At 67.8% G+C, this 24,608-nt stretch carries 15 protein-coding genes; 8 read left to right on the forward strand and 7 right to left on the reverse strand.

What is annotated here, in order from left to right:
- From QX204_RS09375 to QX204_RS09385, 3 genes are all read right to left on the reverse strand, one after another.
- Nucleotides 1–669 (reverse strand): DNA alkylation repair protein, encoded by a 669-nt coding sequence (locus tag QX204_RS09375; protein WP_301906196.1) that lies wholly within the window; start codon nt 667–669, stop codon nt 1–3.
- A gap of 34 nt (nt 670–703) precedes the next feature.
- A complete protein-coding gene (locus tag QX204_RS09380; protein WP_301906198.1) occupies nt 704–1,336 on the reverse strand; it encodes a class I SAM-dependent methyltransferase in 633 nt (210 codons plus the stop codon).
- 168 nt (nt 1,337–1,504) lie between these two features.
- A complete protein-coding gene (locus QX204_RS09385) occupies nt 1,505–2,059 on the reverse strand; it encodes a DUF8020 domain-containing protein (RefSeq protein ID WP_301906199.1) in 555 nt (184 codons plus the stop codon).
- Nucleotides 2,060–2,791: 732 nt separating this feature from the next.
- On the opposite strand from QX204_RS09385, the gene QX204_RS09390 reads away from it, so the two are divergent.
- Together QX204_RS09390 and QX204_RS09395 are read left to right on the forward strand one after the other, a co-directional pair.
- Nucleotides 2,792–3,607: an NAD(P)H-binding protein gene (locus QX204_RS09390; protein ID WP_301906200.1), complete on the forward strand. Its 816-nt coding sequence runs from the start codon at nt 2,792–2,794 to the stop codon at nt 3,605–3,607.
- Between the two features lie 301 nt (nt 3,608–3,908).
- On the forward strand, nt 3,909–4,730 hold the full coding sequence (locus tag QX204_RS09395; protein WP_301906201.1) for a DUF4129 domain-containing protein: 822 nt from the start codon (nt 3,909–3,911) through the stop codon (nt 4,728–4,730).
- Between the two features lie 17 nt (nt 4,731–4,747).
- Here the strand turns inward: QX204_RS09395 and QX204_RS09400 are convergent, their stop codons facing one another.
- The 4 genes from QX204_RS09400 to QX204_RS09415 all read right to left on the reverse strand — a co-directional run bounded on the left by QX204_RS09400 (nt 4,748) and on the right by QX204_RS09415 (nt 10,567).
- Nucleotides 4,748–5,395: a TetR/AcrR family transcriptional regulator gene (locus tag QX204_RS09400; RefSeq protein ID WP_301906202.1), complete on the reverse strand. Its 648-nt coding sequence runs from the start codon at nt 5,393–5,395 to the stop codon at nt 4,748–4,750.
- Nucleotides 5,396–5,679: 284 nt separating this feature from the next.
- The gene (locus tag QX204_RS09405; RefSeq protein ID WP_301906203.1) at nt 5,680–6,783 is read right to left on the reverse strand and encodes an alpha/beta hydrolase; all 1,104 of its coding nucleotides are present in this window, start codon (nt 6,781–6,783) and stop codon (nt 5,680–5,682) included.
- A complete protein-coding gene (locus QX204_RS09410; RefSeq protein WP_301906204.1) occupies nt 6,773–8,341 on the reverse strand; it encodes a glycosyltransferase family 39 protein in 1,569 nt (522 codons plus the stop codon). The genes QX204_RS09405 and QX204_RS09410 overlap by 11 nt, the downstream gene beginning before the upstream one ends.
- Nucleotides 8,342–8,356: 15 nt before the next feature.
- Entirely contained in the window at nt 8,357–10,567 is a 2,211-nt protein-coding gene (locus QX204_RS09415) for an MMPL family transporter (RefSeq protein ID WP_301906205.1), read from the reverse strand.
- 268 nt (nt 10,568–10,835) lie between these two features.
- Here QX204_RS09415 and QX204_RS09420 point away from each other — a divergent pair, with 268 nt between their 5' ends.
- The 6 genes from QX204_RS09420 (at nt 10,836) to ligA (ending at nt 24,586) form a co-directional block, all read left to right on the forward strand.
- The gene (locus QX204_RS09420) at nt 10,836–17,267 is read left to right on the forward strand and encodes a type I polyketide synthase (protein ID WP_301906206.1); all 6,432 of its coding nucleotides are present in this window, start codon (nt 10,836–10,838) and stop codon (nt 17,265–17,267) included.
- Nucleotides 17,267–18,673 (forward strand): condensation domain-containing protein, encoded by a 1,407-nt coding sequence (locus tag QX204_RS09425; RefSeq protein WP_301906207.1) that lies wholly within the window; start codon nt 17,267–17,269, stop codon nt 18,671–18,673. Before QX204_RS09420 ends, QX204_RS09425 begins: the two co-directional genes overlap by 1 nt.
- Nucleotides 18,670–19,386: a hypothetical protein gene (locus QX204_RS09430; protein WP_301906208.1), complete on the forward strand. Its 717-nt coding sequence runs from the start codon at nt 18,670–18,672 to the stop codon at nt 19,384–19,386. Before QX204_RS09425 ends, QX204_RS09430 begins: the two co-directional genes overlap by 4 nt.
- Nucleotides 19,383–20,816, forward strand: coding sequence for an MFS transporter (locus tag QX204_RS09435; RefSeq protein ID WP_301906209.1), 1,434 nt, complete (start codon nt 19,383–19,385; stop codon nt 20,814–20,816). Before QX204_RS09430 ends, QX204_RS09435 begins: the two co-directional genes overlap by 4 nt.
- A gap of 68 nt (nt 20,817–20,884) precedes the next feature.
- Complete coding sequence (locus QX204_RS09440; protein ID WP_301906210.1) at nt 20,885–22,537, forward strand: bifunctional 3'-5' exonuclease/DNA polymerase; 1,653 nt, start codon at nt 20,885–20,887, stop codon at nt 22,535–22,537.
- Between the two features lie 57 nt (nt 22,538–22,594).
- On the forward strand, nt 22,595–24,586 hold the full coding sequence (gene ligA / locus QX204_RS09445) for an NAD-dependent DNA ligase LigA (RefSeq protein ID WP_301906211.1): 1,992 nt from the start codon (nt 22,595–22,597) through the stop codon (nt 24,584–24,586).
- Nucleotides 24,587–24,608 lie beyond the last annotated feature (22 nt).

Consider the following 24,608-nt stretch of genomic DNA (forward strand, 5'->3'; position numbering starts at 1 on the left):
TCAGCCTTGTTGCCGACTCACCATCTCGGTGATCCACGCGGGTGCGAACGGGGAGGTGCAGCCAGGGGGAGTCGGGTAGTCCTTCAGGACCTGGAGACGCTCGCCGATGTCGAGGGCGCGGGCGCGGTGGTCGGGATGGTCGATACCGATCTGAGCGAGGCAGTGGTTCATCGCCCACTGCAGGCGATCGGGCGCGGTCTTCATCTGCGCCTCGATGAGGTCGAGCAGACCGGTGAGGTCGAGGCCATCGGGCTTCTTCGCGACTCGTTCGGTGGTCAGCGCCCAGCCCGCGCTCGCGACCACCGGATCCGGGTCGGCGAACCACGCCGTGCGCAGTTCCTCGGCGTGTGGGTTCTTCTTCACGACATAGTTGACGAGCCAGTCGTGGACCTTGGGGGTGCGTGCCCGGCGGATCATGGCGTCCAGCTCGTCCCGCTCGAAGACCTTCGGGCGGCAGATCAGCAGCGCGAGCAGTTTCGCCGCGGTGTCGTCGGTGTCCCAGAGCCGGCGGGCCAATACCTGTTGGGTCTTCAAGCGTTTTGCCAGTGCTCGCAGCTCGGTGAGGTTGACGCCGTGATCGTCGCCGTGCTTCTCGTTCACCGCACGAATCCTGGGATCGTCGAGGTCGGCCAGTTCGGCCATCACCTCGTCCACTGTCGTCTCCGACACCTGTGCCTCCCGGTCTATCGCTCGTCGCTGCCCATCATGCGTCACGTGGGTTCGAGTCGGGTGTGTGCGAGAACACCGCGACCAGGAAGTCGGAGTCGTCGGTGAAGGGCCGTAGATCCCAGGTCGACAGCAACAGATCGGCGGTGAGACCGACCGATTCGGCATCGGTCAGGAACTCGGCGAACTCGTAGCCGCGGTCCGCGCCGAACCCGGTGACCACCCGGCCGCCCGGCGCGAGATGCCCGGCGAACCCCGCCAGCACCGCCGACCGGGTGGACGGGGCAAGAAAGGTCATCACATTGCCCGCACACACGATGGCGTCGAAGTCGGCGGCAGGCACATCGAGCTCGGCCAGGTCGCCGACCAGCCACGTCGCACCGGGATGATCCGCGCGTGCCGCATCGATGAGCACCGGATCGACATCGACCCCCACCACCGTGTGCCCGGCGTCGTGGAGGTATCCGCCCGTGCGCCCCGGCCCACATCCCGCGTCGAGCACGCGACTGCCACGCCCGAGCATCGCATCGATCAACCTCGCCTCGCCGACGATGTCGGTGCCCTGCGCGGCGAGGTCCCGAAACCGCTCCACATAGCGCCTCGAATGCCCCGGATCCGCAGCGATGATCTCTTCCCACGCGCTGGGTGTGCGCTCGTTCGACGCGTTCATGATCGCTGCCTCCTGGGCTCGGTCCACCGAATCACACTGCCGACCTTAGTCGCGCAGGTGAGACGGCCGAGTCACCAGATCCGTACGCCTTCCGGCCGGGTCGACCGACGGGCGTGGACAGCGGCGTGAGTGGTGGTCGTCCGACGGCCGACCACCACTGGGGACCCGCTACGGCGTCGAGTAGCCGATGAGGGCGCCGATACCCGCGCCGATCGGGATGGTGACCAGTGCGCCGACTCCGCCGAGGAAGAATCCGAGCACTGCGCCGATACCCGCGCCGATGAGCGCGCCGATGCCTGCGTTGTGCTGTTTGCGAGCCTCGACGTCACCGGCCGCGTCGATGAACTCCGCCATGTTGGCGGTGACGACGGCCGGTGCGGCGGTGGGAGTCAGCGTCGCGGAACGGCCGTCGGCGGAGATACCCGCCACCAGGTCGAAATCGCCTGCGCCGGTGATGATGCGGGTCGGCACCGCGGCGACCACCCGCCCCTCCCGGTTCGTGAGGGTGACCGCGCCCCCGGCGACACTGAAGGTGCCGTCCGGGGCGGACACGGTGAGCCCGGAGCCATCGGCTCGCGGACTCGCGGTGAACGCCACGCCGCCGTCGACGCCCTGCACGATCGGAACCGCTGGTGATGGTGCGGCCTGCGCGGTGGTGGTGGCCGCGAGGCCCACAGCTCCTGCCGCGAGAACGGCGATCGAGCTGAATCGCGAGAAATGCATCCTGCCCCTCCAGTCTGCCCGCCGAATCCGGCGGAACATCCTCTGCCGGACCGGATCTCGGTCCGAGGACATTTTCGCATCGTCATCGATTCCGTGGAACCCACCAGGAGTGATACCGGAAAAACATCATCACTTCGACATATAGAGCGAATTACATTGCCATACCGTAGATATCGATACGGTTACCGGAAATTTTCCTCTGCCGTGGGCGATTCGACGGCTCGAGGCTTCACACCGGGAGCCTTGGCAGCGCTCTTCATGCCGAGTCCACCACCGGGAGCCTTCGCGCCACCCTTCATCCCCAGACCGCCACCAGCGGGAGCAGCCTTCGGCGCAGCAGTAGTCGCGGACGCGACCTCGGCCACCGGCTCCGGTTCCACCTCGGGCTCCGGTTAAGCCTTAGGTCCACGTCGAGCAGGAACCTGACCTTCGCGAACCAGTGCGCCCAACCGACGGTTTGGAACTTGTTCATCCGCGTGTGCGTGACGACGTCGTCGACGACGGTCCTCATCCATGGCAGCACGGGCCGTATCCGTGACCGGTCGGGCTTACCGGCGCGGAGAACACGCGCTATCCGGGTCAGGCCGAGACGCGAAAGCCCCCTGTCGTGGCGGGCGGGCTCGTTGCGGCGCCGTGGGCTCGCGGAGATTCCGGCGCGCATTGCCATGTGCGCCGGTCGGATTTCGTTGGCAGGATCGAAGGGTCCAACGAGCCGAGACGGAGGGAAAACCGATGACAATCCTGGTTACCGGGGCGACGGCCAATATCGGGCGGCTGGTCGTGGACCAGTTGATCGCGGGAGGTGCCACCGACATTCGCGCGCTGACCATCGACCCGGACAAAGCCGCACTGCCCGAGGGGGTTCAGGTGGTCCGAGGCCATCTGGGGCGACCGGGCAGCTTGTCCGCGGCCTTCGAGGACGTCGACCGGATGTATCTGGCACCCTCGCCGGGCACTGTCACCGAGGTGCTGGAGCTGGCGCGGGCCGCCGGTGTGCGGCACGTCGTGGATCTGTCCGGCGAGCCCGAAAGCTGGTGGGGCAGTGTGTGTAACGCCGTGGAAGGCAGCGGGTTGGCCTGGACCCATCTGTGGCCCGCCGACTTCATGGAGAACACCCTGACCTGGTCCCAGCAGATCCGCGAAAACGGTGCGGTCCGGGAACCACACCCTGACACCGCGAGCGCGCCCATCGCCATGAACGACATCGCCGCGGTCGCCGCGACCGCGCTACTGACCGATGGTCACCTCGGCCGCGCACACGCCCTCGCGGGCCCGGAGATCCTCAGTCGCACCGACCTGCTCGCACATCTGGCCGACGCGCTCGATCGCGAGCTCACCTTCCGTACCTCCACTCGCGAGGAAACCATCGCCGCCCTGCGGCCCACCATGGGCGACAACGCCACCTGGTACGTCGACAACGTCCTGATCGACTTCGCCCCGACCCCGGAATCGCTGCCCATCACCAGCGTCGAGGACATCACCGGCAAGCCCGCCACCACCTTCGGTCAGTGGGCGCACGCGAACGCCGAGCGCTTTCTCGCCGATTGACATGCCCGGCTGAGAATTTCATTGCCCCGCGGTAGGAAATGTTGTGGGGAACAAGGAATCGGCCGACACTGAGGGAGTTGGACCAAACCTGGTGTGGTTGGTTCCTGGTGGGCGGGCGAAATGCCATTATGTGGGCATTTCGGGTGGCTTCCAGGGGTTCGGCGGTACAGCAGTGGGAAAGATATTGGCGCCAATAGGTCGTGCGTTCGCGGCGGTCGTGCTGATTGTCGCAGCGATTATCGCGCTGCACGGACATTTACCTGGAACCACCGTTCACAGTGAAACCGGCAATGCTTCGCCGGTGGCTGTCGCATTGATGCCGGTACTGCTGCTGGTCTCGGTGGTGATCTTGCTCGCCGGAGTCATTGTCAGTCAGCATCGGCTGCCCTTGGCGATGCCCGCGCTCGACAGCGATCTCGGGGTTCGCCTGTCGTTCAAGCGGTTCGCGGTGCTGGCTCCCGTCGCGCTCAGCGCTGTGGCGCTGACGTTAGCTGTCGGCATCACCATGCTGTTCGTCTTGCCCGGCGCCCGGCGGCAACCTGCTTCACCGGCGACCGTCGCGGAAGGGACGCCGCCGATCTCGGGCGCTGTCGAGGTGCAGGTCGTCGACTCGGCGGTCGACTCGTCGCGTCTCAGCGGGACGGCGTTGCTGGGGGCGGTGGGGCTGGCGATCGTGCTGATCGGCATCGCGCTGGTCGGTCTCGTCGGCGTCACCGTCTCCGGGCGGCGGACGCCCCTGGTCGAAGGAGTGGAACTCACCGAGGAGCAAGTGGCGAACACGGTCGACTCGCTGACCAGGGCGGCCGAGATGGGCCTGGCCGCGATGAACGCGCCGGGGCAGGATCCGCGGACCGCGGTGATCGCCTGCTACGTGGCGATGGAGGCCGGGCTGGCGGCGGATCGTGCTGCGGCACCGCTGGTTTCGGATACCCCGAGGGAGGTGCTGGAGCGGGCCTTCGACAGCGGCGTGCTGCACGACGACGGCGCGCACGAACTTGTCGCACTGTTCGAGGAGGCCAGGTTCAGTCCGCACCCGATGCTGGGTTGGCAGCGCATCCGTGCCGAGCAACTGCTGCGCCTCGTGCTGGCCGATCTCCAAGCCCGCGAGGAGGTTTCGGTGTAGCTGCCCGCGCGAGGGATCTATTCGTTGCGCCGCACCTCGGCGTACAGCCAGGTGCCGATCATCCGCGCGGTCATGGCGATGGCGGCGGCGCGGTCGCCGTCGGCCACGTCGTCGGCCGAGGCGCGCAACACCGCGGCGAAACCGGTGTTGACCAGAACCCACGACATCATGTCGTGGTCATGGTCGTGTCCGGGCCCGACGAACTGGATCACGATGAGCTTGAGCAGCATGCGCAGTCGCGGTTCGAATTCGGGCAACCCACTGCTGTAGAACTGCACGCTGCGCACGAGCGCGCGAACCAGATCCGACTTGGCGGCCAGCGCATCGGCGAAGACGTCGAGAATCTCCGACGCGATCGCGACGTAGTCGTCGCTGCTGGTCGGCGAGGTATCCACGGTCAAGCTGAATACCCGCTGGGTGAAATCCTGCTCGACGTCGGTGATCAGCCGATCGAGGAGTTCGTCGACGAGGAAGGACCGCTCCGGAAAATACCGGTACAGCGTTCCGATGCTGATCTGCGCGTGCGCCGCGATGACATTGGTAGAGGTGTTGTCGATTCCTCGCTGGCCGAACAACTCCGCAGCGGTGTCGAGAATGTGTTCTCTGGTCGCCTTCGCGCGCTCTTGCTTCGGGCGGATTCGCCGGTCGACGGGTTTCGGTGGCATCGGAGTTCCTTTTCGGCGAAGTCGGTCCACTGCTGACTTCGATCGGGCGATCGAGGCGGCGGAATGGTGCGCGTACTGCAGGTGGAACTGCCGGGCGGGGAACGTCGAGTTGTCATGGGCGAAGGGTAGATTTCGCGAGCGGGTTTTCGGTACTCGGTGGACCGGTATTGAGTAGGCTCATCAAGGTTCGTGCTCGGACGTGCGTTTCCCGCACAAAGGCGCCAGGGGGTGAGTGAAGTTCCGTCGGAATATTCCGAATACGACCTTGCCTTGATCTCGTGTGTCTACGGGACGATCAGCGCTGCGGCACGTTCCCAGTAGGCGTGCATGTCCTGCTCCCAGTAACCCCAGGAATGGGTGCCCGCCGGGCGGAAATCGAACGTCGCCGCGATATCGAGTGCGGCCAGTCGGTCACGCAACAACGCGGTGCACACCACGGTGATCCCGTCGAGCACACCGCCGATGATCAACTGGTCGAGCAGCTTCATCGGATTGCTCTTGACGCCGGGGCCGTTGAGGGTGTCCAGCGGGCCGGGCAGGCCGTTGCCGGTACTGACATACACCTGCACTCCGCGCAGCTTCTCGGCATTGAGGGCCGCGTCGTTGGTCGTCCAGGCCGGATCGGTGGGCGGCCCCCACATATTCAGCGGGTTGCCGCGCCGCGCGGTGACGATCGAGGCCACCATCGCCTGTCCGGCCGGGTTGCTGGTCTGGATACAGCCGCTGAAGGAGCCGACCATCCGGAATCGTTGCGGCGCTTCCTGCGCCATCCGGAACACCGCCGCGCTGGCCATCGACAAACCGGCGACCGCGTCGCGGCCGGTGCCGTGGAAGGCCGAGTCGATGATCGGGGGTAGTTCGGTGGTGAGGAAGGTCAGCCAACGATTGCGTCCGGTGCCCGGATCGTCGGCCTGCCAGTCGGTGTAGAAGGTGCCCGCGCCGCCGATCGGCATCACCACGTTGGCCTGTGCGGCGCCGAAGAACTGGACGGCGTCGGTCTTGGTGAACCAGTTGCTGCCCTCCCGCCAATCGGGGGTGTCGGTGCCGCCGTCCACCCCGTTGATCAGATACAGCGAGCCCGCGGGCGCCGCGGGATCGGCGGCGGGAATGACCGCGACGGTGACCGGGCGGTTCATCGCCGCCGAGTGCACGGTCAGGTCGATCACCTTGCCGGGGCCGTTGGCGGCCGCCGAAACGGCGAACGAGCCGTTCGGCGCCGGTAGTGCCGCTGCCATGGCGTGGGCCGCGACCAGGTCCGGGGCCGCCTGCGCGGTCGCGACGACGGGCAGGCCGGTGGCGGCGAGCGCCACCGCGAGCGCCAGCCGCCGCAGCATCGAATGCACCACTGTCTCGTCTCCGTTCGCTCCGGTGTCGTCGCTATCGCTCATGGCGGCTCGTCCCGTCGACGAACCGCAGCTGCATGGCATCGGGCCACACGACCGACCACGGTCGGCTCGGCCCGTCGCACAGCCACACCGCGACGCCGCGGTTCACGCCGGGAAAGCCGAGCGTTTCGTCGATGTGGGTCAGCAGGGTGGTCCGGTCGAAGCGGGTTCCCAGCACGGTGCCCGGATCGTCGACCCCGACGTAGAGCACGGTGGTGGCGGTGTCGGGTGGTGTGCCGAAGTAGCCGTAGCCGCGGTTCGGGCTGAACACCGCAGGTAGGCCGGCTGCGGGCCCGAGGTCGTCGAGTGCGGCTGCCTGCCAATAGTTCTGGGTCACGATCACCAGAGCCTCACGTTGGCGCGGCGGTACCCGGTCGTAGGTCTCGGCCACCGCGGTGACCAGGTCGTCCCAGCCGTCCAGCCCGAAAAGCAGACTGCGCGAATGGATTTGTGCATAGTCGTCGGTGGGCTGTCGTAGTGCCGACTCCGGTAGGGGCAGCACGAGGACGAGCGCGACACAGATCGCGGTCGCGAGGGCGCCGATGCCACCGCTGACGATCGCCCCGAGCCGGGACAAGCCACGGTCTGCCAGATACACCGCGCCCGCCGCGAACAGGCCGGGAAACGCACCGGCGACGAAATAGGGGCGCAGACCCGCGAGTACTACCGCGCCGAGACCGAGCGCGATCATCGGAATCAGGAAGTAGTACGGCCGGAATCGCTCGGCGCGCAGGCCCGCCCACATGCCCGCGAGCAACAGCAGCCCGCCCGCCCCGGTGACCTGGATCATCGTCCACGGCACCGCCGTCAACCCGGCGGTGGCGAGTTGTTCGTCGCGCACGACCGCGCCCATCGCCAACTGCGGCCAGCCATTGCTGTGCTGCCACCACAGAATCGGGACAGCCGACCCGGCGAGCAGACCCGAGCCGAGCCACCACGCGGTCCGACGCAGCATCTCCCTCGGCCCGAACACGGCCACACCGAGGGCGAGCACCGCCCAGACGATCGGAATCAGCCACTTGACCTGGAAGTCGACCGCGGCGACGAAGCCCGCTGCGACCAGTAGGTAGTCCTCGCGGGTCCGTACCCAGCGGATCAGCAGCCACGCCAGCGTCGCCGTCAAGGTGATGTCGAGGGCGAAGGTGCTCAGCATCGCCGACTGCATCACCGCCATCGGGGTGGTCGCGTAGGCGAGCGCGGCGACGGTCTGGGCGAGTCGGCCACCGCCGAATTCCCTGGCCATCACCGCGCTGAGCACGACGGCCAGCACTGTGAACAGCAGTGCGGGCAACCGCAGGACGGCGGTGGATCCCGGCGCGAGGTAGTCCGACAGTGCCGCCAGCAGCGGAACCAACGGGCCCTGATCGGCATAGCTCACCGACGGATGCCGCCCGGCCGCCAGGAAATACAGTTCGTCGCCGCCGATGCGATAGCGGTCGATCCTGGCGAGGAACAGGGTCGCGGCCACGGTCGCGACAATCGACACCTCGCGCCATGCGAAGGCGGGTAGCGCGCCGGCGGATGCGGTGGGCACGTCGACGGTGCCGCTCCGGACTTTCATGGTGGTACTCCGGGGTCAGTCCCGGTCGCCGCGGACTGGCGTCGGAGCAGCTCCGGAAGGTGTCGAGTGGGCGAGAGATTCGTGTTCGGGAGTGGGCTGCAAGCGTGTGAGCCACGTCGGCGCCCACCAGCAGACGTCCCCGAGCAGCCGCATGGACGCGGGCACCAGCAGCATCCGCAGGATGGTGGCGTCGATGAACAGCGCGGTGACCATGCCGAGGGCGATGTACTGCATCATCAGCAGATCCGACAACGCGAACGCGCCGGTGACCACCAGCAGGATCAGCGCGGCAGCGGTGATGATGCGGCCCGTCCGGGCGATCCCCGCCTGCACCGCTTCGGTCGTGGAGGCTCCCGCCGCCCTGGCTTCGACGATGCGAGACAGCAGGAAGACCTCGTAATCGGTCGACAGCCCGTAGACCACCGACACGATGACGACCAAGACCAGCGACATGATGGGTTGCGGGGTGAAGCCGAGCAACCCCGCGCCGTGCCCATCGATGAAGACCCACGTCAGCACGCCGAGGGTGGCGCCGAGCCCGAGCAGGTTCAACGCGGCCGCTTTGAGCGGCAGTATCAGCGAACCGAAGGTCAGCGCCATCAGGAGCGTGCTGGCCAGGAAGACGAACGCGATCATCAGCGGCATCCGCTCGACGAGCGCGTCGATACTGTCCTTCTCCACCGCGGGGTTGCCCCCGACCATCAGTGTCGTGCCGGGCGGCAGCGGCATCGAACGCAGATAGTCGACGGTCGCCTCGGCGTCGTCGGAACCGGCGAGCACGGTGTGGGTGGTGAGGACCTGGGGCTGGAACGGCGACTGCATCGGCTCGGCGAACGGCGCGCCGATGCCGGGGGCGTGGTTGGCGTCGGCGCGGACGGTCTCGGCCGTTTCTGGGTCGAAAGTGATGATGACCAGGTCGATCGGGTCGATCTGGCGCAGCGGGAACAGTTCGTCGAAGTGCTGCTGGGCCACCCGCGTCGGATGGGTCGGCGGGAGGAAGCGCTCGTTGATGGAGCCGAAGGCCAGATTCTGGATCGGGACGATGAGCAGCAGCAATCCGAGGCAGATCGGAATCGCCACCACCAGCGGACGTTTCATGACGCCCGCGGCGAATCGGCCCCACCTGTTGTCGGGGACACGGTCGCTCGCGACCGGTTTGCGGAACCAGTCGACGCCGAGCCAGTCGACTCGCCTGCCCAGCACGGCCAGCATCGCGGGCAGCAGGGTGATCGAGGTCAGCGCCGCCAGCGAAATGGTGATGATGGCGCCGTAGGCGAACGATCGGAGGAAGCCCTGCGGGAACACCAGAATGCCCGCCGCCGCGACCACCACGATCAAGGCCGAGAACAACACCGTGCGCCCCGCCGTGGTCACCGATCGTCGGACCGCGTCGTCGACCGTGCGGCCGTCGGCGAGTTCCTCGCGGAAACGACTGAGCACGAACAGCCCGTAGTCGATCGCCAGGCCGAGGCCGATCATCGAGACGACAGGGGAGACAAAGGAGTTCACCTCGGTGACCGCGGTGAGGCAGCGCAGCAGGCCCCACGCGCCGAGCATGGTGAGTCCGCCGATGATCAGCGGCAGCGCCGCGGCGACGACGCCGCCGAACAGGAAGAACAACAGGATCGCGACCGCGGGGATGGCGAACAACTCCACGCGTCGCTGATCCTGAACCATGGTGTCGTTCAACGCGAGAGCGACCGGTTGCCCGCCGGCGAGTTCGACCTCGACCCCGGGGATCACGAACTCCTCGGCGATCTTGCGGTAGTTGCGGCCCTGTTCGGTGGGATCGAGGCCGCTGACCGCCACGGAGGCGAACGCGTAGTCACGTTCGGGCGAGCCGAAGACGTCGGGAAGCGCCACGCCGGTATCGGTGGGCCAATACGCGCCGTTGATCCGGTCGATTTCGTTCGGGAAACGCTGCGGCAGACTGTTCAGTCCCGCTACGACTGTCTCGGTAAAGGCTGGATCGTCGATAGTTGCGCCCTCGGGCGCCCGAAACAACAAAATCACATCGCTGCTGTGATCACGGCCGAATGCGTTGTCGCGTACGTGCGCCGCACGAACCGATTCCGATGACGGATCGTCGAACCCTTTCGAACTCAGATCCGCGCCGAGTCCGAGCCCGTAGGTTCCCAGTGCCGACAATCCGGTCACCATAATCAAGATCACCAAATATCGCCGACGCACGACGGTGTCTGCCCATTGTGTCAACTCGGCGAACACATTCGCCTCCCAACTGCTCGCGATGCGTCGAACTTGTCACTGTCAGTATCCTTTTCGGTCGCTACCACGCAATCTTGCGGCCGGTCACAACGACTCTCCGAGTCTTCTTGTGAGGCATGACTTCGCTCTATGGGCCCGATCACAGAGAGGCGCGCTATTACCCGTCCGAAATTCCAGAGGTCGGTAATCGGACGATCGTCACGGTGGTGGGCTTCTACGTTGACACCAACGGTCAATGCCACAGGCCGGTCGAACCGGAGGAAATCACGTGTCGGATATTGCCATTGTCGGAATCGGATGTCGGTTCGCGGGCGGGATCGACTCCCCGGAATCATTCTGGGACTTTGTCGTCGACAAGCGCGACGGCGTGGTGGAGATGCCCGCCGACCGCTGGGACTGGCGCCGCTACTACGACCCCGAGCCACGGACGCCGGGGCGCAGCTATACCAAGCACGGCGCCTTCATGACCAATGATCCGTGGGAGTTCGATCCCGACTTCTTCGGGATCTCCCCGCGTGAGGCCACGGTGCTCGACCCGCAGCAGCGGCTGATGCTCGAGGTGACCTGGGAGGCCCTCGACGACGCCGGGATCGCGGGACGCTCGGCCGGCGAACAGATCGGGGTCTATGTGGGCGGTTTCGTCGTGGACCAGTCGGTGATCGGCGTGGTGGGCCCCGCGCTGTTCCACACCGACATGCACACCCCGGCCAGTGCCTCCTACACGATGCTGTCGAATCGGATCGCCTACGCGCTGAACCTGGTCGGTCCGGCGATCACCGTCGACACCGCGTGCTCCTCGTCGCTGGTCGCGCTGCACCTGGCCTGCCAGGCGCTGGAGAACGACGACTGCAAGGTCGCGCTGGCGGGCGGTGTCAATGTGATGCTGCAGCCGGAAACCTTCGTGCTCATGTGCAAAGGCGGTTTCCTGGCCACCGACGGTCGCTGCAAGTCCTTCGACGCCTCCGCCGACGGCTACGGTCGCGGTGAAGGCGCGGGCATGGTGGCGCTGAAGAAGCTCGAAGACGCTGTCCGCGACGGTGATCGCGTCTACGCCGTGATCAAGGCCACCGGGTCCAATCAGGACGGGCGAACAACCGCGATCACGGTCCCGAACGCCGACTCGCAGGAGTCGTTGGCCCGCGCGGTCTGTGAGCGCTCGGGCCTGGCGCCGGACGAGATCACCTATCTGGAGGCGCACGGCACCGGAACGCTGGTCGGCGATCCGGTCGAATTGCGCGCTCTCGGTGCGGTTTTCGGTGCGCCGTCCGGGCGCACCGGCACCATCGGCGTCGGCTCGGTGAAGGCGACGATCGGTCACACCGAGGCTGCCGCGGGTGTGGCCAGCGTGATCAAAGCCGCACTGGCGCTGCAACATCGCACGCTGCCGCCGCAGGGCTGGCTGAACAACCCGAACCCCGACATCCCCTTCGACGAGCTGGGCCTGCACGTGCAGACCGAAGCGCAACCGCTGCCCGACGACGCCGGGCCGATGTCGGTGGCGGTCAACGGTTTCGGCTACGGCGGCACCAACGCCCACGCGATCCTGCAGGAGTTCCGCGCGCCCGAATCGCCGACCGAACCGGCCCGCCACCTCGGCATCCTGCCTATCTCGGCCCGCAGTACCGGTGCCGCGCGCGCGTTGGCGAGCCGGTTCGCCGACCTGATCACCGCGGGGGCCGACCCGGATCGACTGGCCGAAGCGGCGTGGACCCGAATGTCGCACCACCCGTTCCGTACCGGCGTGCTCCTCGACGGTTCCACCGACGAGCTGGTTCACGAACTGCGCGCGTACGCGTCGGGTACCGGCCGTGACGCCGGCCGCACAGTCTCCTCCAGCGCCGCCGAACCGGTGTTCGTGTTCTCGGGGATGGGTCCCCAGCACTGGAAGATGGCCCGTGGTCTGCTCGCGGCAGGCGGGGTGTTCGCCGAGACCGCCGAGGAGATCGACGCGGAATTCCGCGCGATCGCGGGCTGGTCGATCATCGAGGAACTGCGCAAGCCCGAGGACGAGTCCCGGGTCACCAGCACCGAGGTCGCCCAGCCCGCGAACTTCCTCGTGCAGGTGGGCCTGGTGCGCGAGCTGGCCGAATACGGCATCGTCCCCGCTGCCATCGTCGGCCACAGCGTGGGTGAGGTGTCGGCGGCGTATGTGAGCGGCATGCTGTCGCTGCGCGAGGCGGTGCGCGTGGCCTATCACCGGGCGCGATTGCAGGCCACGACCGCGGGAAGCGGCGGGATGCTCGCCGTCGGCATGACCAAGGAGCAGGCCGACGCGCTCATCGCCGGCGATCCGCGCGTCGACATCGCGGCCATCAACAGCCCCACGTCGCTGACCCTGTCCGGCGACGTCGACCGGCTCGACGAGATCGCCGAAAAGCTCACGGAGGACGGCATATTCGCTCGTCGGATAAGGGTCGAGGTGCCCTATCACAGCCGATTGATGGATCCGATCCACGACGAACTGCGCACGGCGCTGGCCGATCTGGCGCCGCAGACGCCGTCGGTGCCGCTGTACTCCTCGGTGACCGGTGAGCTGGTCACCGAGGGCGACTGGAACGCGGAGTACTGGTGGTCGAATGTCCGTCAGCCGGTGCGGTTCTTCGCCGCGATCGGGAGTCTGATCGCCGCGGGCAATCGGATCTTCCTCGAGGTCGGTCCACATCCGGTGCTGTCGGGCAATATTCGCGAAGCGCTGGTCGACGCGGACGTGAACGGCACCACGGTGCCCACCCTCGACCGCGAGCAATCCGATTCGGACAGCTTCCGGCGCACCCTCATCGGTCTGCACGCCGCCGGTGTGCTCGATCGTGGGCTGCTGTTCCCGGCGGAGCGGGGCGTCACCGCGCACGTGCCGCTGCCACGGTATCCCTGGCAGCGCACCCGTCTGCACTCGGCGCTGCCACTGTTCGAGCAGGCCCGCCTCGGCACGCCCGGCGGCCACGCCATGCTCGGTGATCCCGATGTCGAGGGGCGTCCCGAGTGGTTGTTGCAGGTGGGCACCGAACTGTTGCCGTGGTTGGTCGACCATGTCGTCAACGGCGTCAAGATCATGCCGGGTGCGGCGTACCTGGACGCGGCGCTGAGCGCCACCGCCGCCCGGATCGGCAGCAAACAGGTCGCGCTGGAAGGGGTTCGGTTCGTCGCGCCGCTGATCATGGGCGCCCCCGATGTTCCGCTGGTCGCGATGAGCGTGGAGGAGGCCAGCGGCCGCTTCCTGATCAGATCGCGCAGCGCCACCGGTACAGCGTGGACGGTGCACTCGACGGGGCGTTCGCTGACCGGCAGTCACGAACAGACCGAAGTCGAGCTGCCCACCATCGAGATCGGTGTCGATGTCGACCCGGCGATGTTCTACGCGGGCCTTGCCTCGGCCGGCCTGCAATACGGTCCGACGTTCCAGCGGGTGACCTCGGTGCGGGTCGGACGCGACGTCGTGCTGGCCACCGTCGACGGCAGCATCGCCGAAGGGTCGGGGCATCTGGCGCATCCGGCCGTCGTCGACGCCGCGATGCAGTGCGCGGCGATGCTTTTCGCCGACGAACGGATCAACGAGGGCGTCATGGTGCCCGTGGGAGTGAACGCGGTGCGGCTGCTCGCCGAACTGCCCGCGCAGATCACCGTCGTCGCCCGCCGCGACCCCGGCGCCCGCCTGCGCGCCGATGTCGACCTGCTCGACCGCGACCGAAAGCTCGTCGCGCGGTTGACGGGCCTGCAGATCGGCGCGCTCAAGCCCGGTGACAGCCCGCTGCACCGGATGGCCGACTTCTACTACACCGAGGTGCTCGAAGAGCGCGACCCGATCGACCCCGCTGCCCTGGTCGAAGCCGGGTCGGTATCCACCGTGATCGTCGCGCTCGGCGACAACCCGCGCACCGCCGAACTCGCCGCCGCGATCCCCGGGTCGCGAGTGGTGCTCGTCGACCCGGACAGCGGCGAACTGGAGTCCGATCTCGTCGCGAATCTGGAGGCGGCGAAAGCCGACGACACGCAGCGCACCCACGTCTGCGTCGTGGTCGGTGCGGGTACCGACGACGTCGCGGACCTGTGGACGCTCAAGCGCGTCGCGGTCGCGGTGTCGGAATACGTCACCCCGACTGTGGAAGGCGCCCCGCCGCAGATCAGCTTCGGCGACGGCAACGTCCACGCCACGCTGGTGACCGAATCCGCCTTCACGGCTCCCGGTAGCGAGGTGGCACCGGACCCGCGCCAAGCCGCGCTCGCCGGCGGCCGCCGGGTGTTGCTCAATGAGCAGACCCCACTGCGCTGGCGGTTGATCGACACCGAGCCCGCCACCACGATCGGCGAACTCGTCACCGAACTCGGTGTGCCCGGCGCTTTCACCCTCGACAACAGCGACGAGGTCCTGCTGCGCGCGGGCAAGCGCCTGGCGCCGATGGTGACCAAGCCGCTGCCCGAGCGCATCGAAGAGCTGGAGACGTCGCATCCGCTGGCCGATCCGGAGGTGAACTTCGAGCTGGACATGCCACGCACGCGTTTGCTCTCGCAGGTGGCGTGGCGTGAGTGCCCGCGTCCGGAACCCGCGCCGGGCCAGATCGAGGTCGCGATGGCGGTGATCGGATTGAACTACAAGGATCCGCTCAAGGTCATCGGACTGCTCGGCGAACGCGAACTCGCACCGACGTATTTCGGCACCGTGCCCGGCATGGAGGGCATCGGCACCGTGGTGCGGGTCGGCGCCGACATCACCGATGTCGCGGTCGGTGACAAGGTCGCGGTGGCGTCCAAGGGCATGATGCGCAGATTCGCCGTCGTCGATCGAGCGCTGGCCGTGATCGTGCCCGCCGACACCGATCCCGGCTACTGCACCAGCACCATCGCCTTCGGCACGGCCGAATACGCCCTGCACGACCTGGCCCGCCTCGAAGCGGGCGAGACCGTGCTGATCCACGGCGCGGCAGGCGGTGTCGGTACCGCGGCCATCCAGGTGGCCAAGTCGATCGGCGCCCGCATCATCGGCACGGCGAGCTCACCCGAGCGTCGCGAACACGTCCTGGCCATGGGCGCGGACTTCGCGGTGAACTCGCGTTCGCTCAACTTCGTCGACGACGTTCTCGCGCTGACCGGCGGTGCGGGCGTCGACGTGATCGTCAGCAGCGCGCCCGGTGAGATCCTGCGCCAGAACTTCAACGCCGCGGCCGAATTCGGGCGCATCGTCGAGGTCGGCAAGGCCGATATCTACACCGGGGGGCTGCTGGAACTGGCCAACTTCGACAAGAATCTCGCCTACTACTCGATGGATCTGGACCGCCTGGTCGCGGTGCGTCCGCAACGGCTCTCGCGACTGCTCCAGCGGGTGTTCGAGAAGGTCACCGAGGGTGTCTACACCCCGTTGCCGTACCAGATGTTCCAGACGCACGAGGTGAGCCAGGCGTTCGAGGAGACACTGCGATCCTCGCGCGTCGGCCGCGTCGCGCTGCGGATGGACGACCCGCAGCCGCCCGTGCGGCCCTACCTGCCGCCACTCGAGATCGACGGCGCCGGAAGCTATCTCATCACCGGTGGGTTCGGCGGCTTCGGCATGGCGATCGGTCGCTGGCTGGCGATGCGCGGTGCGCGCAGGCTGGTGCTGGTCGGGCGCAGCGGCGCCGCCACCGAGCCGGCGCGACGCCAGCTCGAGGCGTGGCGCGCGGTGGGTATCGAGGTGATCGAAGAACACGCCGACGTGACCGATGCCGCCGCGGTCGGCGCGATCGTGGCTCGCGCGCACAGCGAACACCATCGGTTGCGCGCGGTATTCCACGCCGCGGGGGCGGTGGCCGACAACCGATTGGCCAGCATGGCGATCGACGAGCTCGACCGGGTCTATCGACCCAAAGTCCATGGCGCGCAGGTGATCCACCAGGCGGTAGCCGAGGCGGGCATCACCCTGGATATGTTCGTCCTGTGCTCCTCGGGTGGCTCGATGTACGGGATCTACGGTCAGTACAACTACTGCGCCGCCAACGTCGCCGTCGAAACATTGGCACGGCGCTGGGCTGCCGCCGGTGAGCGCGCACTGTGCATCGGCTGGGGCCACCTGTCGGGCGCCTCGGGCGGCATGGCCTCGGACGAAACCGCCGAAAAGTATCTGGACCTGGTGGGGTTCGGTCCGATCGACATGGCCGACGCCACCGCTTACCTGGAACAGACCCTGCGCCTCGGCGTGACGAACGCGGCGATCATCCCCACCGACTGGGCGAAACTGACCGGAACCTTCCCACAGTTGGTGCGCACCGGCCGTACCGCCGCCCTGGCCCAATCCTCGGCCAAGGACACCTCCGAATTGGCCAGGCTCCGTGCCGAACTCGCCGCGATGGAGGAGGCCAAGCGCGGACCGGCCATCGCCCGCAAGATGGCCGACGAACTCGCCGTCGTCATGGGGGTCGCGGTCGAGTCGATCGACATGACGGTGCCGGTGCCCGAGCTGGGGCTCGACTCGTTGATGGCGGTCGAACTGGGCGCGCGCGTCACCAAGACGCTGGGCATCGACCTGATGTCGATGCAGATGGGGCGCTCGTTCAGCCTGGAACAGGCGGGCCCGAAGGTCGCGGAGCTGATTCTCGCCTCCGAACCCACGGTGACACCGCCACTTCCGGAGGTGGCGCCGGCGCCCGGTGAATCCGCCCCGCCGAGTGTCGAAGTGCCCGACCGCTGGACCGTCGACCGATCGGCGGAGGTCTCGATGGCGGGATCGCACTGATGGTCGACTTCGGTTTGATCGACGAATGGCGCCCGTCTCCCGGTCGGCTCGTGACCTGGTTCGCCTCGGCGGACTCGGTCGCGCGCGCGGCCGGGGCGCCGGCCCATCCGGCGCCGCCCTCGCTACAGCAGGAGCAGTATCTGCGGCTGGCCGACCGGCACGGCGGCGCGGATTTCCGGTTCTCCGGCCTGTGCCTGGTCACCGCCGAGATCCCCACCGGCGACCTCGACCGCGACGCCATCACCCGGGCGATCCACGCATTCCTGATGCGCCACGACACCTTTCGCACCTGGTTCGCCGTCGAACCAGGCGGCACAGTGCGGCGCCATCTGGTGCCGGAGGCCGATGTCGAGTTCGTCCCGGTCGACTACGGCCACATCGACGACCCCGAGTCGATCTGCCGACACGTGGAGAAGACGACACCCGGCCCGTTCCAATGGGATTGCTTCACCTTCGGCACCATCGAGCACGGCGATTCCACCACCGTGTATCTGGCCGTGGACCATCTGCACACCGACGGTCTCGGGCAGTACCTGTCCGCGGCCGACTTCGCCCAGCTCTACGCGGCGCAACTGTGGGACGAGGCCGAACCGCTCGCTCCCGCGGCGAGCTATCTCGACTACTGCCGCAACGAGCGGCTCTTCAGCGATCAGCAGAGCCTGTCCTCGGCGGGTGTGAAGAAATGGCTCGCGCTGTTGCGCGGCAACGACAACCGGCTGCCGACGTTCCCGCTCGACCTGGGCGAGAAGACCGACGGCTACCATCGCAGCGCCCACCTCAGTGTCGTGCTGTTCGACGACGAACAGGCCGATCGATTCGAGGAGGTCTGCCGGGCCAACGGCGCCGAATTCGTCGGCGGTGTGTTCGCCGCGGCCGCACTGGCCGAACGCGAGCTGGTCGGTTCGGACTACTACTTCGGCATGACCCCGGTCAGTACCAGAACCACGGCGGCCGAGAACAATTCGGTGGGCTGGTACGTGACGCTCGTTCCGGTCGCGTTCCCGCTCAGCGAACGCACCACGTTCGCCCGCGCGCTCATGATCGCGCAACGGGCCTACGACAGTGGATTGCTGTTGGCGCCCACCTCTTTTCACCGTGTTCTCGACCTGCTGCCCGCCGATTCCGAGATCAAGGCCGAGCCGGGGTGGGTCACCCCGATGATCTCGTTCATCGACGCGAGGGAATTTCTGGGCAACGAACTGTTCGACGGCATGAAAGCCGGGGTCTTCGCCAACCGCGCCGCCTCGGAGGAAGCCCTCATCTGGATCAACCGGCTACCGGGACAGACGACGCTGAGCGTCATCTTCCCCGACACCGCGATCGCGCAGGAGTCGGTGCGGCGCTACCTGGCCGCCATGAAGTCCGTATTCGGAGCCATCATCGACAGCGCCGCGGAGCACCCATGATCCGAGAAGAATTCGAACCGACCATCTTTCGTGATCCCGGCATTCCCGACGGCGAGAAGTCGAGATACCGCGTCGGCATCTCCGGCGAGCCCGGCGGCTTCGAGGTGTCCCACGTCGTCGTGCACGACCGGGGCGGCTACCACACGACCATCGAGGCGAGCCCGGAGGACAAGAGTGGGCGCGACCGTGCACTGGTCATGACGGTCGAACAGCGAATCGGGCGCATCGACGGGCGACTGCACGCGGAAAGCTATCGCGCGCAGACACGGTCGGGAGCGACGGTGGTTTCTCGCGAAGAGGTGAATTTCGTCGACACCGTGCATCTGCAGTTCGGTGGCCTGCCCGGTCCGTTCCCCCCGAATGTGATGCCGATCGCCGCCGGTCTGACCATGTTGCGGGGACTGGAATTCGCCGACGGGCTGGTCGAAACGGTCGACGTGTGGCTCGCCTCCTCCGTGCACTGGCCATTGCTGGTCCGGGTGGAGAAACAGGTCGTCTTCGCGGGGACGGCCGGGGTGTTCCCGTGTTGGCAGGTGCGGTTGCGGCCCGGCTTCGAGCAGGTCAACGGGATGCTGGACAAGATGGTCGGCTCGGTCGTGCCGCCGTTCATCGCGCTGTTCGAGGTGGCGGCGCCGCATCGGATGGTGCAGCTGAGTTTCCCGACCCAGATGTCGATGTCGGCCCCGCGCGCCACGATGGAACTGGTGTCATGAGCGAAACCACCGGGGTCGCGAAGGCGCAGGTAGCCGAGTTCGGCCGGTGGCTGGCGTTCGGCGCCTGTCTGATCGCGGTGTTCATGCAGATGATCGACGTGACGATCGTGAACACCGCGCTGCCGAGCCTGACCGCCGACCTCGGAGCGTCCAGATCGGCGCAACTGCTGGTGATCTCCGGCTATGCGCTGGCATTCGCCTGCACCCTGCTCACCGCCGCACGGATCGGTGCGATGGTCGGTCGGCGCACGATGTTCCTGGTGTCGGTGGTCGCTTTCACCGCCGCCTCCGTATGGTGCGGATTGGCCGGTGGCCCTGTTGAACTCGTGATCGCACGCGTGGTCCAAGGTGCGGCGGGGGCGGGCATGGCGGCCCAGACCATCGCTCTTCTCACGGCCGGCTTTCCGCGCGAACGCCATCCCCTGGTCTTCGCGCTCTATGGGGGAGTGGCCGGATTCGCCGGGATGCTCGGGCCCATCGTGGGCGGGGTCCTGCTCACCATCGATATCGGTGGTTGGGGGTGGCGGTCGGTCTTCCTGATCAACCTGCCGATCGGGTTGTTCGCGTTCGGGTTGGCGTGGAAATTCCTGGACCGCAACAGCCCGGTCGGTCGGCACCGACTCGATCTGGTCGGCGCCGCGCTGTCCGGGCTCGGGTTGTTCGCCCTGATCGCGGGCCTGGCTCAGATCCAGGAGCACGGGTGGCGGCTCCACCTCATCGCCGTCACCGGCGCCGGGCTCGTGCTGGCGGCGGTGTTCCTGGCCCAGCAGCGCGCCCGCACCGCGCGAGGCGCCAACCCGCTCGTGCGCCTCGACCTGTTCGGCAACCAGGGCTTCCGGATCGGCTCGGTGCTGGTCGGCGTCTTCTTCGGACTCTTCACCGCGTTCGTGTTCGCCGCCTCGATCACCATGCAGGATGTGCTCGGCTACTCGCCGCTGCTCACCGGCATGGTGATGACCCTGTTCGCCGTCGGTGCGGGCGCCGGCGCCCTCGGTTCGCTGATTCTGGTTCCCCGCTGGGATATCTGGGCGCTGGCCGCCGGTATCGCGCTGTTCGGCGGGTGCATCGCCGCGGGCGGGGTGTACCTGTATCTGGTCGACGGTGTGGCGAACGCGCTGCTCTGCGCCGGTCCGGTGTTCGCGGCCGGATTCGGTGTCGGGCTGTTCGGCGTGCAACTGCAACCGATGATGCTGTCCGGGTTGGACGCGAATCGGATGGCCGAGTCCTCCGGTGTGCTGCCGACCATCGAACAGATCGGCAATGCTGTCGGCCTCGCGGTGCTGACCACGGTGTTCTTCAGCTCGCACAGCCTGGGCGGCAGCATCATGATGATGGGCGCGATCGCCGTCGTCGCGATGGCGCTCGCGGTGCTGACCTTGGCGATGCCGTCGCGTGAGCGTCGAGAACAGGCCGCGGTGAGCGTCTCCTGAGGTGTCGGTGCTGGTCGTCGGCGTGCGGTTGCCGCTGATTGTCGTACCCCGGTGCCAGAATCCGGCAGGTGAGATGGGCGATAGCGGAGACGGGCGACGGCGGCGCTCGGTTGTGTCCGCTCGATCAGGACGGTCACCCGGCGGGACCGATCCTCGACGAGCCCTCGCTCGTCGAGGCGGTACGCACCCGCCCTGAGGTCGACCGGTGGGTATGGCGGTCCACGGCCGAGATCTACCGTGTGCTGCTGGCGGCGGGCGTGTGGGTCGAGCGGTGCTACGACGTCCAGGCGGCGGAGTCGCTGCTGATCGGACACGAGGAAGGACAGGCGGGGCAGGCACGCTCGCTGGCGGCGGGCTGGGCGCGGTTGCACAACCTGGCTGTCCCGCCGGACGCTCGCGTGCGGGCCGCGGAGACCCAGCCGTCGCTGTTCGAATCGGGCCCGGTGCCGCTGCCGCCGGGGATCGACGAGTTCACCGCCTTGCTGGCGGTCTATGCCGGACAGGTCGCGCGCACCGCTCGGGCCGAGCATCCCGAGCGCATGCGGCTGCTGCTCGCCGCCGAATCGGCGGGCATGCTCGTCGCTGTCGAGATGGGGCAGCTCGGCATTCCGTGGCGCGCCGATGTCCACCGCGAACTCTTGGATTCGATGCTGGGCGAGCGCTTTCCGGGCGGATCCGAACCGCGGCGGATGGCGGAGTTGGCCGAGGAGGTGTCGCGGGCGTTCGGGCCAGGGGTGCGAGTCCGGCCCGATCTGCCCGCCGACATCATCAGGGCTTTCGGTCGCGCCGGAATCCTGCTGTCCTCCACCCGGAAATGGGAGATCCAGCAGATCGATCACCCGGCTGTCGCGCCGCTGCTGGCCTACAAATCGCTCTATCGGCTGTACACGGCGCATGGTTGGTCCTGGCTGGAGCAGTGGGTGCACGGCGGCCGTTTCCGCCCCGAATATCTACCCGGCGGCACAGTGTCGGGGCGCTGGACCACCAATGGTGGTGGCGCACTACAGATCCCGAAGATCATCCGGCAGGCGATCCGGGCCGATCCAGGATGGTCGCTGGTGGTCGCCGACGCCGACCAGATGGAGCCGAGGGTCCTGGCGGCGATCTCGCGTGATCCCGGACTGATGGAGGTGGCAGGCCGTGGCGACGACCTCTACGCGGACCTGGCGGCTCGAGGATTCGGCGGCGATCGGGACCAAGCCAAGATCGCGCTGCTGGGCGCCATCTACGGACAGACCTCCGGCGACGCCCTGACCCACCTCGCCGGCCTGCGCCGGCGCTACCCGGCCGCGGTGGCCTACGTCGACGACGCGGCGCACGCGGGCGAGGAAGGCCGCCTGGTGCGGACCTGGCTGGGGCGCACCTGCACGCCGTTGTCGGTCGGGCTCGACGACACGGACGCGCCCCGCGACACCCGCGCCGATTCCGCCGCCCGGGCCCGCGGCCGTTTCACCCGCAACTTCGTGGTGCAGGGCAGCGCCGCCGACTGGGCCCTGGTGGTGCTGGCCGGAATCCGGCACGCGATCCGCGACCTGCGCGCGGAACTGGTGTTCTTCCAACACGACGAAGTGATCGTGCACTGCCCGACCGAGGAGGCCGCGGCGGTGGCCCAAGCGATCGCCGATGCCGCCGACGCCGCGGGCCGGATCGTCTTCGGGCAGACGCCGGTCCGGTTCCCGTTCACCACCGCGGTCGTCCAGTGTTACGGCGACGCGAAGTAGGACGTCGCCGCGTGCCACCCGCGCGAGTTGTCGGTGGGTATCGGTAGCGTCTTGTCCGTGGAAACAGGGGAACGTATCCGAGAACTCGCCGACCGGATGGTGGCGCTGCGCGACGCCTACTACCAGGGCGCGCCGCTGGTCGCCGACGCGGAATTCGACGCGATCGAAGACGAGCTGCGAGCCCTGATCGAGGCCCATCCCGACCTCACGCCGGACCCGAATCCGCTCGAACAGGTCGGTGCGCCCGCCGTGCTGCACGCTCCGGTACGGCACTCGCGGCCGATGCTGTCGCTGGAGAAGGCGACCAAGCCCGAGCAGGTCGAGGCGTTCTTCGGTCGTTTCCCCGGTCAGTCGGTGGTCGTGATGCCCAAGCTCGACGGCTTGTCGCTGGCTCTCGTCTTCGAGAAGGGGCGACTGGCGCGGGCGGTCACCCGTGGCGACGGCACCACCGGTGACGACGTGACCCCGCTGGTCCGCGCCCTCGTCGACGGTGTCCCCGAGCGGATCGACCTGCCCGGCCGCGTCGAGGTGCGTGGCGAGGCGGTGATGCTGCGGTCGACCTTCCTCGCCTACAACACCGCCCACCCGGACAAGCCGCTGATCAACCCGCGCAACGCCGCGGCGGGCACCCTGCGGGCGAAGGACCCGGCCACCGTCTCCGAACGGCGCCTACAGTTCTTCGGCTTCGACCTGGACACCTCGGCCGACGACGCCGCGCACGACCTCGGAGAAGGGCTGCGCGCGATCGGGGTCGCGGGTGCGCAGATGCGCCTGTGCGCCGACGCCGCGCAGGCGCAGGCGGCGATCACCGAGATCGAGCAGGGTCGCAACGATCTGGACTACGATATCGACGGTGCCGTATTACGCCTGGCCGACCGTGATGCCTACGCGGCGGCAGGGACCCGGTCGAACTCACCGCGCGGTGCGCTGGCGTTCAAGTTCGCCGCCGAGGAGAAGACCACGCTGCTGCGCGAGGTGATCTGGGATGTCGGCAAGACGGGCAAGATCGTCCCCGTCGCGTGGCTCGAGCCGGTGTTCGTCGGCGGCACGACGGTCACGAAGGCGACGCTGGCCAACCAAGAGGTGATCCGCGCTCGCGACATCAAGGTCGGCGACACGGTGCTGGTGCGCCGCGCGGGTGACGTCATCCCGTTCGTGGCGGGTGTGCTCGACGCCGCCAAGCGCACGGGCGAGGAAATCGACATCATCTCGCCCACCGAGTGTCCCTCGTGCGGTCAGCCGGTCACCGAGCAGGGCAACAGCCGAGAACTGTTCTGTACCAACGTTTCCTGTCCCGCGCAAACAGTGCGCAGGCTGATCCACTGGGCCTCGCGCGCCGCCGCCGACATCGACGCCATCGGGGGAGTGTGGATCGAACGCCTCGCCGAGGCGGGCATTCTCGAGAGCCCATCGGACTTCTACACGCTGACCAAAGAGCAGCTGCTCGAATTCGACCGAGTCGGCGAGGTCTCCGCCGCGCGCATGATCGATTCGATCGACGCCAGCCGTCAGGTCGGCCTGCGCCGCGCTCTGATCGGCCTTGCCATCCCGATGGCCTCCGACGGCACCGCCGCGCGCCTGGCCCGGTCGGGCTTCGGCTCCTTGGAGGAGGTCGCCGACGCGGGCGAGGAACGACTGGTCGCGGTGGAGGACATCGGCCCGAAGGTCGCCGCCTCCCTGGTCGCGCACCTGACGCGACTGCGGCCGGAACTGGACCGCCTACGAGAACTCGGCGTCAGTCTCGATGTGCGCGAAGAAGACCTGCCGCCGGTCATCGCGGCAGGCGCCCCCCTCGAGGGCAAAACGGTCGTGATCACCGGTGCGATCAGCGACCCGCGCTCCGGCGAAAAGGTCGCTCGCCCCACCTTTCAGCGCCTCTGTGAGCAGGCCGGGGCGACGGCGGCGTCCTCGGTCTCGGCCAACACCGACATGCTCATCACCGGCGCCGGGGTCGGTGACAGCAAGCTGGCCAAGGCCGAGAAGCTCGGCGTCGAGGTCGTCGACCAGGGTGAGATCTGGACGTTGCTGATCGACGCCAAGGTCATCTGACGGTCGAAAGGCGCCACAGCGG

Source organism: Nocardia sp. PE-7 (assembly GCF_030486425.1).
Classification (GTDB): domain Bacteria; phylum Actinomycetota; class Actinomycetes; order Mycobacteriales; family Mycobacteriaceae; genus Nocardia; species Nocardia salmonicida_A.